The 12,952-nt window shown below is 61.4% G+C and carries 14 protein-coding genes and 1 tRNA gene; 9 read left to right on the top strand and 6 right to left on the bottom strand.

Annotated features, from left to right (window positions below):
• Window positions 1-55: 55 nt before the first annotated feature.
• Entirely contained in the window at window positions 56-1,066 is a 1,011-nt protein-coding gene (gene gap, locus NKH01_RS24190) for a type I glyceraldehyde-3-phosphate dehydrogenase (protein WP_023720961.1), read from the bottom strand.
• A gap of 158 nt (window positions 1,067-1,224) precedes the next feature.
• Window positions 1,225-3,216: a transketolase gene (tkt, locus tag NKH01_RS24185; protein WP_353022787.1), complete on the bottom strand. Its 1,992-nt coding sequence runs from the start codon at window positions 3,214-3,216 to the stop codon at window positions 1,225-1,227.
• Between the two features lie 260 nt (window positions 3,217-3,476).
• Here tkt and NKH01_RS24180 point away from each other — a divergent pair, with 260 nt between their 5' ends.
• The 4 genes from NKH01_RS24180 (at window position 3,477) to NKH01_RS24165 (ending at window position 5,977) form a co-directional block, all read left to right on the top strand.
• Window positions 3,477-3,749 carry a DUF4164 domain-containing protein gene (locus NKH01_RS24180; protein WP_006200774.1) on the top strand — a complete coding sequence of 91 codons (273 nt, stop codon included), beginning with the start codon at window positions 3,477-3,479 and terminating at the stop codon, window positions 3,747-3,749.
• Window positions 3,750-3,753: 4 nt separating this feature from the next.
• A complete protein-coding gene (locus NKH01_RS24175; RefSeq protein ID WP_353022785.1) occupies window positions 3,754-4,119 on the top strand; it encodes a cell division protein ZapA in 366 nt (121 codons plus the stop codon).
• 174 nt (window positions 4,120-4,293) lie between these two features.
• Complete coding sequence (locus NKH01_RS24170; protein WP_023720958.1) at window positions 4,294-4,953, top strand: peroxiredoxin; 660 nt, start codon at window positions 4,294-4,296, stop codon at window positions 4,951-4,953.
• Between the two features lie 151 nt (window positions 4,954-5,104).
• Complete coding sequence (locus tag NKH01_RS24165) at window positions 5,105-5,977, top strand: MBL fold metallo-hydrolase (protein ID WP_353022783.1); 873 nt, start codon at window positions 5,105-5,107, stop codon at window positions 5,975-5,977.
• Between the two features lie 202 nt (window positions 5,978-6,179).
• On the opposite strand, the gene NKH01_RS24160 is transcribed toward NKH01_RS24165, so the two are convergent.
• From NKH01_RS24160 to NKH01_RS24150, 3 genes are all read right to left on the bottom strand, one after another.
• Window positions 6,180-6,695, bottom strand: coding sequence for a hypothetical protein (locus tag NKH01_RS24160; RefSeq protein ID WP_353022781.1), 516 nt, complete (start codon window positions 6,693-6,695; stop codon window positions 6,180-6,182).
• A 355-nt stretch (window positions 6,696-7,050) separates the two neighbouring features.
• The gene (gene rpoH, locus NKH01_RS24155; RefSeq protein WP_023720954.1) at window positions 7,051-7,962 is read right to left on the bottom strand and encodes an RNA polymerase sigma factor RpoH; all 912 of its coding nucleotides are present in this window, start codon (window positions 7,960-7,962) and stop codon (window positions 7,051-7,053) included.
• A gap of 187 nt (window positions 7,963-8,149) precedes the next feature.
• The gene (locus NKH01_RS24150; RefSeq protein WP_353022779.1) at window positions 8,150-9,190 is read right to left on the bottom strand and encodes an RluA family pseudouridine synthase; all 1,041 of its coding nucleotides are present in this window, start codon (window positions 9,188-9,190) and stop codon (window positions 8,150-8,152) included.
• Window positions 9,191-9,216: 26 nt separating this feature from the next.
• On the opposite strand from NKH01_RS24150, the gene NKH01_RS24145 reads away from it, so the two are divergent.
• The 3 genes from NKH01_RS24145 to NKH01_RS24135 all read left to right on the top strand — a co-directional run bounded on the left by NKH01_RS24145 (window position 9,217) and on the right by NKH01_RS24135 (window position 10,169).
• Entirely contained in the window at window positions 9,217-9,600 is a 384-nt protein-coding gene (locus NKH01_RS24145; RefSeq protein ID WP_352641750.1) for a fimbrial protein, read from the top strand.
• A complete protein-coding gene (locus NKH01_RS24140; protein ID WP_353022777.1) occupies window positions 9,597-10,004 on the top strand; it encodes a VOC family protein in 408 nt (135 codons plus the stop codon). The genes NKH01_RS24145 and NKH01_RS24140 overlap by 4 nt, the downstream gene beginning before the upstream one ends.
• Before the next feature lie 90 nt (window positions 10,005-10,094).
• Window positions 10,095-10,169: transfer RNA gene (locus tag NKH01_RS24135), tRNA-Glu, on the top strand.
• A 146-nt stretch (window positions 10,170-10,315) separates the two neighbouring features.
• On the opposite strand, the gene NKH01_RS24130 is transcribed toward NKH01_RS24135, so the two are convergent.
• Complete coding sequence (locus NKH01_RS24130; RefSeq protein ID WP_352860085.1) at window positions 10,316-11,383, bottom strand: adenylate/guanylate cyclase domain-containing protein; 1,068 nt, start codon at window positions 11,381-11,383, stop codon at window positions 10,316-10,318.
• A 116-nt stretch (window positions 11,384-11,499) separates the two neighbouring features.
• Here NKH01_RS24130 and NKH01_RS24125 point away from each other — a divergent pair, with 116 nt between their 5' ends.
• Together NKH01_RS24125 and NKH01_RS24120 are read left to right on the top strand one after the other, a co-directional pair.
• Complete coding sequence (locus tag NKH01_RS24125) at window positions 11,500-11,940, top strand: SRPBCC family protein (RefSeq protein ID WP_023678521.1); 441 nt, start codon at window positions 11,500-11,502, stop codon at window positions 11,938-11,940.
• A gap of 418 nt (window positions 11,941-12,358) precedes the next feature.
• Window positions 12,359-12,940, top strand: coding sequence for a VOC family protein (locus NKH01_RS24120; protein ID WP_023720938.1), 582 nt, complete (start codon window positions 12,359-12,361; stop codon window positions 12,938-12,940).
• Window positions 12,941-12,952 lie beyond the last annotated feature (12 nt).

Here is a 12,952-nt window from a genome sequence, read left to right as displayed (position 1 = left end):
GAAAAACGCCCGGACTGAGCCGGGCGTTGTCCAAGTCGAGAAGATGGTTCTGCGATCAGGCGATGGTCTTGCCGAAGGCGACAGCGGTGTCGCCCATGCGGTTGGAGAAGCCCCACTCATTGTCGTACCAGGCCAGCACCGAAACGAAATTGCCGTCCATGACCTTGGTCTGGTCGAGCGCCACGATCGAGGAGTGCGGATCGTGGTTGAAGTCGATAGAAACATTGGGATGACGAGTGACGGCAAGGATGTCCTTCAGCTTGCCGTTCGAAGCCGCGATTACCGCGTCGTTGATTTCCTGGACGGTGGTCGACCGCTTGGCGATGAACTTGAAATCGACCAGCGAGACGTTCGGGGTCGGCACGCGGATGGAGATGCCGTCGAGCTTGCCCTTGAGCTCGGGCAGTACCAGGCCGATGGCCTTGGCGGCACCGGTCGAGGTCGGAATCTGCGAAAGCGCGGCGGCGCGGGCGCGGTAGAGGTCCTTGTGCATGGTGTCCAGCGTCGGCTGGTCGCCAGTATAGGAGTGGATCGTCGTCATCATGCCCTTCTCGATGCCGACGGCCTCATTCAGCACGGCCGCCAGCGGCGCCAAGCAGTTGGTGGTGCAGGAGGCGTTCGAGATGACGATGTGGTCCTTGGTCAGCTTGTCGTGATTGATGCCATAGACGACGGTGAGGTCGGCCCCCTCCGCCGGAGCGGAGACGAGAACGCGCTTGGCACCGGCGGTCAGATGGGCGGCGGCCTTGTCGCGGGCGGTGAAGATGCCGGTGCATTCGAGCGCGATGTCGATGCCGAGTTCCTTCCACGGCAGTTGCGTCGGATCCTTGATCGCGGTGACCTTGAATTTTTCCTTGCCGACGATGATCTGATCGCCGTCAACCGTCACCTCATGCGGAAAGCGGCCATGCACGCTGTCGAAGCGCAGCAGATGCGCGTTGGTCTCGACCGGGCCGAGATCGTTGACGGCGACGACGTCGATATCCTTGCGGCCGGATTCGTGGATGGCGCGCAGGATGTTGCGGCCGATGCGGCCGAATCCATTGATGGCAACTCTGACGGTCATTGTTCTCTCCCTGGGAGTTGGGGGCCGAAGATCAAGTCCGCAGCTTCATAACGGCGGACGGGCAAAGAATCCAGCCGCCGAGGCTCGGATTTAAATCGATTAGTGCTCCGCCGGCCGGCAAAACCGCTATGCCAGCCTTTGCGGATCGGGGCTTAATTTCATTTGCCGTGCAGACGGGCTTCCGCCGCCTTCACCGTTGCTTCGGCGGTGATGCCGAAATGCGGATAGAGCTGTTCGATCGTGCCGGAGGCGCCGAAGCCGGTCATACCGATAAAGATGCCTTCGGTGCCGATGAAATAATCCCAGCCCTGACGGATGCCGGCTTCGATGGCAATCTTGAGCGGCGCATTGCCGATCATCCTGCTGCGATAGTCGGCGCTCTGCTTGTCGAACAATTCGAAGCACGGCACCGAGACGACGCGGGTAGCATGGCCGTGCTTTTCCAGCGCCTCGCGCGCGGCCAGGGCGATCTCGATCTCGGAGCCCGAAGCGAAGATTGTCACCGCCGCCTCGCCACTTGCGGCGGCAAGTTCATAGGCGCCGCGGCTGGAGAGGTTTTCCGCAACGAAGTCGTTGCGTACCGTCGGCAGGTTCTGCCGGGTCAGCGCCAAAGTCGAAGGCGTCTTTTCCGATTCAATGGCCAGCTGCCAGCATTCCGCGGTTTCCACCGCGTCGGCCGGGCGGAAGACATTGTGGTTCGGGATGGCGCGAAGTGCTGCCAGATGCTCGACCGGCTGATGGGTCGGGCCGTCTTCGCCAAGGCCGATGGAATCATGGGTCATGACGAAGATCGAGCGGATGCCCATCAACGAGGCAAGCCGCATCGCCGGACGGGCATAATCGGAAAAGCACATGAAGGTGCCGCCATAGGCGATAATGCCGCCATGCAGCGTCAGCCCGTTGAGCGCGGCCGCCATGCCGTGCTCGCGAATGCCGTAGTGGACATAGCGCTGGCCGTAATCGTCGGCAGTGATGTTCTTGGTCTGGCTGGTCTTGGTGTTGTTGGAGCCGGTCAAATCGGCCGAGCCGCCGATGGTTTCGGGCACGGCGCCGTTGATGACCTCCAGCGCCATTTCCGACGATTTGCGGGTGGCGACCTTCGGCTTGTCGGCGGCGAGCTTCTTCTTGTAATCGCCAATGACAGCATCGAAGTTGGCCGGCAGCGTGCCACCGATGCGGCGTTCGAATTCGCCGCGCAATTTGGCGTCGGCCTTGGCAAGGCGGCTTTCCCAGTCGGAGCGCGCCTTGACGCCGGCCCGGCCGGCGGTACGCCATGCGTCGAGGATATCGGCCGGAACCTCGAACGGCGGATAATCCCAGCCGAAGAATTTTCTGGCGCCGGCGATTTCCTCGGCGCCGAGCGGCGAGCCATGCGCCTTGTTGGTACCGGCCTTGGTCGGCGCGCCGAAGCCGATCGTCGTCTTGCAGGCAATCATCGTCGGCTTGTCGGAGTGGCGGGCCGCTTCAATGGCATAGGCGATCGCTTCCGGGTCCTGGCCGTCGATATGGCTGGCGTTCCAGCCGGACGCCTGGAAGCGGGCGACCTGATCGGTGTTGTCGGCCAGCGACACCGGGCCGTCGATGGAGATGTTGTTGTTGTCCCAGAAGACGATCAGCTTGTTCAGCTTCAGATGTCCGGCAAGCGCGATGGCTTCCTGGGACACGCCTTCCATCAGGCAGCCGTCACCGGCCAGCACATAGGTGTAGTGGTCGACGAGATCGTTGCCGAAAGCGGCATTCATGATGCGCTCGCCGAGCGCGAAACCGACCGAATTGGCAAGGCCCTGGCCGAGTGGGCCCGTCGTCGTCTCGATGCCGGCGGCATGGCCGTATTCCGGGTGGCCCGCGGTCCTCGACCCCAATTGGCGGAACTGCTTGATCTGGTCGATGGTGATGTCTTCGTAGCCGGTCAGATAGAGCAGCGAGTAAAGCAGCATCGAGCCGTGGCCGGCCGACAGGATAAAGCGGTCGCGATCCGGCCAATGCGGGTTCTTCGGATCGTATTTGAGAAAGCGGGTGAACAGCACGGTGGCGATGTCGGCACAGCCCATGGGCAGCCCGGGGTGGCCGGAGTTTGCCTTCTCGACGGCGTCCATGGCGAGAAAACGGATCGCATTGGCCATCCGGTCATGTTGTTCGCGCGAGGTCATGCTTCCTCCAAAATGGGGGTTTGGGCCTTGGGAAAGCCCTTGAAAAGGGTGCGCGACACATAGCAGGCGCGGCCTTTTAGTCAACAAATCGGTGTGCTTTTGCCGGTCTTGTGATGGCCATGCACCACTTACATTAGCGTTAGCAGGGGACAGTCGCGATCGCTTTATTGACGTGCGGTTCACACGGCGCGTAATGTTTCAGGGATAACGCGTTCTGAACGTGGATGATTCGGTGATGGGCAGGGCGCAGGACGAAAGCCATGACCGGGGAAACGACCCTCAAGGAAGTCATTGCCAGGCTGGGTAAGGCCATCGAAGGGCTGGAAAACGCCGTCGCGGCCAAGCTCGAGCACGAGCGGGACTATTCGGAAGCCGAGGCCGAAGTGCAGCGGATGAACGCCGACCGCTCGCGGCTGGCGCAGGAACTCGACAATTCCGAGGCCCGCGCCGAACGGCTGGAAGATGCCAACAAGGAAGTGTCGCGAAGGCTGGTGACAGCCATGGAGACCATCCGCGCGGTACTGGACAGGTAGGCCAATGGCACAAGTCACGGTTTCCATCGACAGCAAGCAGTATCGGATGGCCTGCGACGAGGGCCAGGAAGAGCATCTGATCGATCTTGCCGAGCGCTTCGACCGCTATGTCTCGCATCTGAAGGATTCTTTTGGCGAGATCGGCGACCAGAGGCTGACCGTGATGGCCGGCATCATGGTCATGGACGAGCTTTCAGAACTGCAAAAGCGGGTCAAGGGCATGGAAAGCGAAGTGCTGACGCTGCGCAAGACGCGCGACGACGCACTGACCAAGGCCGACAAGAACGATTCCGTGCTGACCGGGGCGCTCGGCGCGTTGGCCCAGCGCATGGAAGACCTGGCGACGACGTTAGCAGTGAGCAAGGCCTGAGCCAGCGCAGCGAAAATTCCTGCTGCATTTGCCGAGAAGCAATGAAAATATTTCGCCGCCGGCCTCGATGCCGGCGCAACAGCCGTTTGAAGGATGACGCCGGAGTGGTAGAAAGGCAAAAGCAGCGCCGGTCAACGCCGGCTGCGATCTGCACTCACAAGGTAGGGACATGTCATGAGCCTCCGCATCAACGATATCGCGCCGGACTTCACCGCTGAGACCACGCAAGGACCGATCAGCTTCCATGAATGGATCGGCGACGGCTGGGCGGTATTGTTCAGCCATCCGAAGAACTTTACGCCGGTTTGCACAACCGAACTCGGCACGATGGCCGGGCTCGAAGGCGAGTTCAGGAAGCGCAACGTTAAGATCATCGGCATCTCGGTCGATCCCGTCGAAAGCCATGGAAAGTGGCAGAACGACATCAAGACGGCGACCGGCCATTCGGTGAACTACCCGCTGATCGGCGACAAGGATCTCAAGGTCGCCAAGCTTTACGAGATGCTGCCGGCGGGTGCCGGCGAGAGCTCGGAGGGCCGCACGCCCGCCGACAATGCCACGGTGCGTTCGGTCTACGTCATCGGGCCCGACAAGAAGATCAAGCTGGTCCTCACCTATCCGATGACGACGGGCCGCAACTTCGACGAAATCCTGCGCGCCATCGATTCCATGCAACTGACCGCCAAGCACCAGGTGGCGACGCCGGCGAACTGGAAGCAGGGCGAGGACGTCATCATCACCGCTGCTGTCTCGAATGAGGATGCCATCAAGCGCTTCGGCGCCTACGAGACAATCCTGCCATATCTCAGGAAAACCAAGCAGCCTTCCGCCTGAGCAGGCAGAGGCGGCACGGAGAAATTTTTGGTTTTCCTAGCCGTGTGAGCACGGGGTGCTTGACGACGCCTGGTTGACGGACAACCATGCCTTTCATTTGCCGTGGCTGAGAAAATCATTCCTGCCACGGTGAGAGATCAAGGGGCTGGGATTGGACGCATTATCGGCCAGGTCGCAGGTCACCGGCTTCTATGACAAGCCGAGCGGGTCCGTCCAGTATGTGGTCGCCGACATGGCGACCCGCAAATGCGCCATCATCGATCCGGTGCTCGACTTCGACGAAAGGTCCGGTGCAACGGCAACGAAAAACGCCGACGCCCTGCTCGACTTCGTCAGGGAAAGCGGGCTGGAGGTCGAGTGGATCCTCGACACGCATCCGCATGCCGATCATTTCTCGGCCGCCCATTATCTGAGGGGGAGAACCGGAGCGCCGACGGCAATCGGCGAAAAGGTCATCGAGGTCCAGAAATTGTGGAAGGTGATCTATAACTGGCCGGAATTCCTCGCCGACGGTTCGCAATGGGACAGGCTGTTCGCCGACGGCGCGACTTTTTCGGTCGGCGGCCTTCCGGCAAGAGTGCTGTTTTCGCCGGGCCATACGCTGGCCTCGATCACTTACGTCATCGGCGACGCCGCCTTCATCCACGACACCCTGTTCATGCCGGACAGCGGCACCGCCAGGACGGACTTTCCCGGCGGCAGTGCCGAGCGGCTCTGGCACTCGATCGAGGACATCCTGGCGCTGCCGGACGAGACACGTCTGTTCGTCGGTCACGACTACCAGCCGGGCGGTCGCGAAGCGCGGTGGGAAAGCACGGTCGCGGAGCAGAAAGCCGGCAACATCCATGTTGCCGGCTGCAAGACGGAAGCCGACTTCGTCGCGCTCCGCCAAGCCCGCGACAGGACGTTGCCGATGCCGCGGCTGATCCTGCACGCGCTGCAGGTCAATATGAATGGCGGACGCCTGCCGGAACCGGAATCCAACGGCCGGCGCTATCTGAAGTTTCCACTCGATTGCCTGTGAGGAGATGGGTCGTTGGCACTACAATGCCATTCAAACTCTGCGCCCGCTCATCGTTCCGAGATGGTCATCTAAGTTATTGATTAAGTTATTGATCCTGATTCGATTTTTGCGATGTGTGAATCCGATAGGTCGCCATACGGGAGAAGGTGGCGGCAGCCGGATGAGGAGCGGCGCAGACGCCAGCTAAGTGTTTAGTCCAGCGTCAGGGTTTTGTTCGGCGGGCTAAATGTTCATACGTGATTTGCCAAGGATCGGTCTCGGAAGATCTTTCCTCGCCGATCCAATGGAAGCTGTTGGCAGTGATCTCAGTGAAACGCCATCGAGTTTTCAGACCGCGCGAGTCATTGCCGAGCTGGACAATGTCCTTACCCTCGGCCCGGCCGATCTGGCGCGAGTGATCCCGGTTGAGCGGGTCGTTCCATATGATATGCCAGCCATCGATCCCAGGATCGAAGATGCGCAAGGTCGTGCCATACATCGTCGACGGCGCAGGGCGCTTGGGCCTGATCCAAACGTCCTGAATCGCGCGGCCTTCGAGCACCCAGCCAAAATGGCATTCGCCATCCCATTTCTGGATTGTCCCGTCATCGAGGTAGTGGACCGTGTCCATTTCCCAGCTTCCAATTAGCCATCCATACAGGTCCATGTCTTTCGCTCGGTCGGCTGGGGGACCTTCGGATCCGAGAGCGGTCAGAAACGGAGAAATCGTCATCGTCATATTGCCTTTCGTTTCCGAACAGACGAGTTCAACTGCCCGGCGCGGCCCCGGCGGCCCGTTGTCGCCCGTCTGCCGCAAGCGCCGCCTTGTGGAATTTTGCGACGGAAGCCCGTGTCGGCGCCGGAACATTGCCGCCACAGCTTGCAGCGTTGCGGTTTCCAGAGCTTGGGGAAAATTGCGATAATGCCGCTATCGATGGGATCGTCTGCGGACACGATGGCGAGGCTACTGAGCAGTTTATGGCAGTGGATCGGACATCCGCGAAGGCGCCGCGGGACTGGCAACCTTCTAAAATAACGGCGGCGCCAGTTACCTGACGCCGCCGTTATTTGTTTCTACCGGATACCGAAAGGCTTCACGCCGCCGGCTGCGCCTCGATGGTGCGCAGCGCCTGCATCTGGCGCTTGGCTGCGGCCTTGACCGCGTCCTGCACCTTCTCGAAGGCGCGCACCTCGATCTGGCGCACGCGCTCGCGGCTGATATCGAACTCGGCCGACAGCTCTTCCAGCGTCAACGGCTCATCGGCGAGGCGGCGCGCCTCGAAGATGCGGCGTTCGCGGTCGTTGAGCACGGCAAGAGCGCCCGACAGCATGCCGCGCCGGTTTTCCAGCTCGTCCTGCTCGATCAGCATCTCTTCCTGGCTTTCGTGGTCGTCGACCAGCCAGTCCTGCCATTCGCCGGATTCGCCTTCACTGGCCCGGATGGGCGCATTGAGCGAGGCATCGCCCGACAGACGGCGGTTCATCGACACGACTTCCGCTTCCGAGACGTTCAGCCGGGTGGCGATCTCGGTGATCTGGTCGGGCTTCAAATCGCCTTCGTCGAGCGCCTGGATCTTGCCCTTCACCTTGCGCAGGTTGAAGAACAGGCGCTTCTGGTTGGCGGTGGTGCCCATCTTAACCAAGCTCCACGAGCGCAGGATGTATTCCTGGATCGAGGCCTTGATCCACCACATCGCATAGGTGGCGAGACGGAAGCCGCGCTCCGGTTCGAATTTCTTGACGGCCTGCATCAGGCCGACATTGCCTTCCGAGATCACCTCGCCGATCGGCAGGCCGTAGCCGCGATAGCCCATGGCGATCTTGGCGACGAGCCGAAGGTGGCTGGTGACGAGCTTGTGCGCAGCCGTGGTGTCCTCATGCTCGGCGTAGCGCTTGGCGAGCATGTACTCTTCCTGCGGCTGAAGCATCGGAAAACGGCGGATTTCTTCCAGGTAGCGGCTGAGGCCGCCTTCGCCGGAAACGATACTGGGTAGTGACTGGGCCATGATAGCGCCCCCTCTCTATTGGAGTGATGCCCCCGAAACGCGGCAGGCATGTGGCGCGAATGCCAAAGGCACATTCGCGCCAACCGACATATATAGGAACAAAACCAGAAAGACAGGCATTTGTTCAACACGAAACAGTGTGTCACGCTGAAGTGAACAACGCCGGTCAGGTTTTCAAGTGGTTGGTTCAAAGCTTGCGGAAGCCGTCGACGAGGTTCTCCATGTCCCACGGTATCGGTGCTTCGAACCTCATCGTTAAATGGGTATCCGGATGCCGAAATGCAAGGAGGCGGGCGTGCAAAGCTTGTCGGGGAAATGCTTTCACTTTGCTGGTTAGCGGCTCAGGCAACCGGTTGGCCTTGGTGCGGAAAGCCTGGCCGTATTCGGGGTCGCCAATCACCGGATGGCCGATATGGGCCATGTGGACGCGTATCTGGTGGGTGCGACCGGTTTCCAGCCGGCATTCGACCAGGCTCGCCGTGGCGAATTCCTGCTGCTGCTCGCCAAAGCGCTCAATGACGGTGAAATGCGTTATGGCGTGGCGGGCATCGTCGCGGCCTTGCGGCACCACGGCGCGGCGTACCCGGTCGGCGGCGCGGCCAAGCGGCGCGTCGACCATCCCCGTCGGCCTTGCCGGTATGCCCCAGACCAACGCCAGATAGGCGCGCTCGAGATCGCCGGTCAGGCCGTGGTCGGCAAAGGCCTCCGACAACGCCTTGTGGGCGCGATCGGTCTTGGCGACGACCATGACGCCACTGGTCTCCTTGTCGAGGCGATGGACGATGCCCGGCCGTCTCACCCCGCCGATGCCCGACAGGCTGTTGCCGCAATGATGGATCAGCGCGTTGACCAGCGTGCCGGTCCAGTTGCCGGCGCCGGGATGCACGACCAACCCGGCCGGCTTGTTGATGACGATCAGCTCGCTGTCCTCGTAGAGGACATCCAGCGCAATATCTTCGCCTTGCGGCTCCGCCGGTTCCGGCTCCGGCATGTCGACCGACACGCTGTCACCTTGTGCCATCTTGCGCTTCGTCTCGCTGGCTGGCCTGCCGCCGATCCTGACCGCGCCCTGCTTTATCAGCATCTGCACCCGGCTGCGCGACATGTCGGGGCCGAGCCTGGCCGCCAGCCATTGGTCGAGCCGCTGGCCGGCCGCATCGGCGCCGGCCTCCAGCACGATCTGTCCGGCCCCTATTAATTGTCTGACCTCTTCGTTATGAGCGCTCATCGAAAACAGTTCCGGAATCTGCTGCCATGGCCCGGCCGCGTGCCGACGAAGACGAGGAAAAGCCGCTCGACCCCGAGGTCGAAAAGGTGCGGAGGAAGCTCGTCCGCTTCGTCGCCATCAATCTCGGCCTGCTGTTCCTCGCCCTTATGGTGGTGATCGCGGCGCTTGTCTACAAAGCGCGCAATGCACCGCCTGTCAGCCCTCCGCTGAGCAGCGACATCCAGGTGCCGGCAGGCGAGCCGGTCAGTGGCGACATCGTGCTGCCGGTCGGCGCCAGGGTGGTCAGTCAATCGCTCTCGGGCAATCGCCTGTCGATTGACGCCGAGTTGGCCGACGGCAGCCGCGCCATCTTCGTCTATGACATTACCGAACGACGCATCGTCGGCCGTTTTTCGATCAGGAACAAATGACCGGTTTTGCCGAACACCGCAGCATTGCCACGGTCGCGCTCGTCGTCGCAAATTATGACGAGGCGATCTCGTGGTATGTCGACCGGCTGGGTTTCGTCCTCACCGAAGATGTCGATCTCGGCGGCGGCAAACGCTGGGTCACGATCACGCCGGGAAAAGGGCAGGGCGCGCGGCTGCTTCTCGCCGAGGCATCCGACGATGCGCAAAGGCACGCCGTCGGCAACCAGACCGGCGGACGGGTCTTTTTGTTCCTCGAAACCGACGATTTTGCCCGTGACCATGCGCTGATGCTCGAAAAGGGCGTCGAATTCCGTGAGGCGCCCCGGCACGAGACCTATGGCACTGTGGCGGTTTTCGCTGATCTCTACGGCAATCTCTGGGACCTGATCGAGCCAAAACGCTAGGCTTGCAGCGGATATTTCACCGGCGCGACAGGCAGCCTTAAGCCTAGTTGCTTTTTGCCAGCCGTCAGCCTATATCGCCGGTTCTTGAACGCGCCCATCGTCTAGCGGTCAGGACACCGCCCTCTCACGGCGGGAACAGGGGTTCGATTCCCCTTGGGCGTACCAAGTCTCTCCAAGCTCTCCGCAAACCATCAATCCGATCCATCGCCTTGGGTCGCGGCGGGTTTGGCTCATTGCCGCTCAGTCATGGCTTCGCACGATACCAAGATATGCTGCGAACGACACATCCACGGCGCGCTCAACCATTCGATCTATTCCGGCAAGCCGAAAAGTGTTTGCGCGCCTGCTATTCCTCCGAGCGGATGACTGCCCATGGCGATCATCGGCTCGGTAGTTTCTGCCTCGAACACTGTCGACGCGAGCACCGTCCGTCCCAACGGCTTGCACAGCCCTTCGATGCGGCTGACAAGATTTACAGCCTTGCCGATCGCGGTGAAGTCCAACCTGCCGGCAGTGCCGATATTCCCCCAGAGTATCTCGCCGACATGCAGGCCAATGCCATATCCGAGCTCAGGGCCGCCATTGCGGCGCCGAGTTTGGTTGAGATGATCTATCCCGGCGCGCGTGGCCTTCACGGCGCGTACCGCAGCGTCACATGCGGCATTTGCATCGCGCTCGCCAATCGGGAAAATCGCGAGGACGCCATCACCTATAAACTTGAGAACCTCACCACCAAATGCGTGCACCGCGCCGGCGACGCAATCGAACCAGGCATCAAGTACCAATACGATCTCGTCTGCATCATGAACCTCGGATAGATCGGTGAAACCTCGAAGGTCCGCGCACAGAAGCGCAGCCCGTATCGTCTCTCCCTTTACTCGACGAGAATGACCGTTGAGCACATGTGCTGCACTGCGCTTTCCCAAATATGCTTCGAGCAATGCGCGTTTCGCGGCCCGTTCTGCGAGTGCGGTCATCGGAGCCGCAGCAAACCGGGAGATTTGCCGCAGCAGCTCTGACTGCGCCTCATCCGGAGTATGATCGAACGCCCACACCAAAGTCGGTGCGACACCGCCCGCTCGCTCGTCGAACACCATCGCCCGCGTCGTGCCAAGCCACTCCCGCAGCACGAGCCGGGGATCGGCATTCTGGCGGTCGGCGCCTATGCCCAAAGCCTCGACCACTTCATTCCCAGGCGCTCGCCAGAGCCAGATGCGGCGTGAAATGATCGGGTCGGGAGCATCCTGCGCCAGCGCGCCGGCGATGATCGGCAGGCCGTCTTCCATCAAATGCGTTGAGAGCTGCAATAGAAGTCGCCCACCGTCGCCAATATGCGCGGCGTCGTCCAGAAGGAATGAAAGCGAGTTTGCGAGAAGCATCGGTAGAAGGTCACTCGGCACAGGCTTATGCTTACGCCTCGAACATCTTCTTGCAACTCCCCACATTCGCTTCAATCATGCACGGCATTCGATGCGGATGTGACCTGGAGTGAGCGATGGCGGAATCGGTTTACACAGAGATTGAGGTCGCCGCGCCACAAGCGACCGTGTTCGCGCTTTTGACGGATCCGGACCAGATCGTGCGATGGATCGGGACCGAAGCGAATTTGGATGCATCGCCGGGCGGTCTGTTCCTCGTCAATGTCGGTGGTCGCCATATGGCCCGCGGTGAGTTCACCGAGGTGATCCCGGTCCACCGTCTTGCCTACAGTTTTGGCTGGGAAGACAACGAGACCGTGCCGCCCGGCTCCAGCCATGTCGAGATCGACCTGATCGCGAGGGATGCGGGGACACTGATCCGCTTCACGCACAGCGGACTGCCGAACGCAAAGGAGCGTGACAGCCACCGAAGGGGATGGGAGCACTACCTCTCAAGGCTGAAGATCACTGCCGATGGGGGACATGTCGATCCCGACGTGCCGATGAAGAATATGTGATTTCATCTAAGGGCCGCGGATGCCCGTAATCCGAACCAGGCGCGGCATGCGTCAACGAGGCCCCTTTGACCTGCCGTCGCCAAACCGGCCGCTCGGGAAACCCAGCGACCTGCGGGCTGCCGCACCATTACAGCTGCCGGCGACGGATCGTTTCGGCGAGCTCGGCGAAGGCGTCCGCGATCCCGATGCCGCTCTTGGCGCCTGCGTGGAGTTCTTGAAAACTCAGCGCTTCTGGCGCAACGCCTCGGATTGAATTAGCATCCGTTCATCAAAGCTCCGGCCGCACTCCTGCAGGATGCGGAATGCGGAGCGCAGGCGAGCGAGGCCGGGCGCGGTCACATGCCGGGCGCTGATCCAAGCGCGACTGGGCATCCGAACTTCCGTTCGGCGGCAAGACGGCGTGGCCGGGAGGAGTCAGATGCAGAAGCTGCAATCACAAGGCGTCCATCACATCACGCTGGTCGGCGCCGATCGCCAGAGCTCCATCGATTTCTGGGAAGGCGTGCTCGGCATGCCTTTCATCTTCGAGCAGCCCAACCTCGACAAAGCCAGCGAAAGCCATCTTTATTTCGATCCGGGCGACGGCCGGCTGATCACCGTCTTCACCGACGAGAGCCGCACGCCGGTCAAGCGGCGCACGCCAACCGATACGGGCTGCGTCCATCACATCGCTTTCGCGGTGTCGCGCGTCACCTTTTTGCAGGCGGTCGGCCGGCTCGACGAGCGCGCCATCAAGCACAGCGGCGTCAAGGATCGCGGCTTCATGGACTCGATCTACTTCGAGGATCCGCTCGGCCTGCTGATCGAGCTCGCCTCCTACCGTTTCGAGCCGCCGGCGGGCTTCACCCATGCCGACGTGTTGATGCAGGCGCACAAGATCCGCGTCGCGCGCGGCGACTACGCAATAGCCGAGGTGCATCTCGCCGACGCGATCCAGGCGCTTGTCGAGCGCTCCCGCGCGACCTTGTCGGAAGACCGCGCTCCGAAAGATCCATACTGACGACAGGCCAAA

Source organism: Mesorhizobium sp. M1403 (assembly GCF_040317695.1).
Lineage (GTDB): Bacteria > Pseudomonadota > Alphaproteobacteria > Rhizobiales > Rhizobiaceae > Mesorhizobium.
This window is presented reverse-complemented; position numbering and strand designations above follow the sequence as displayed.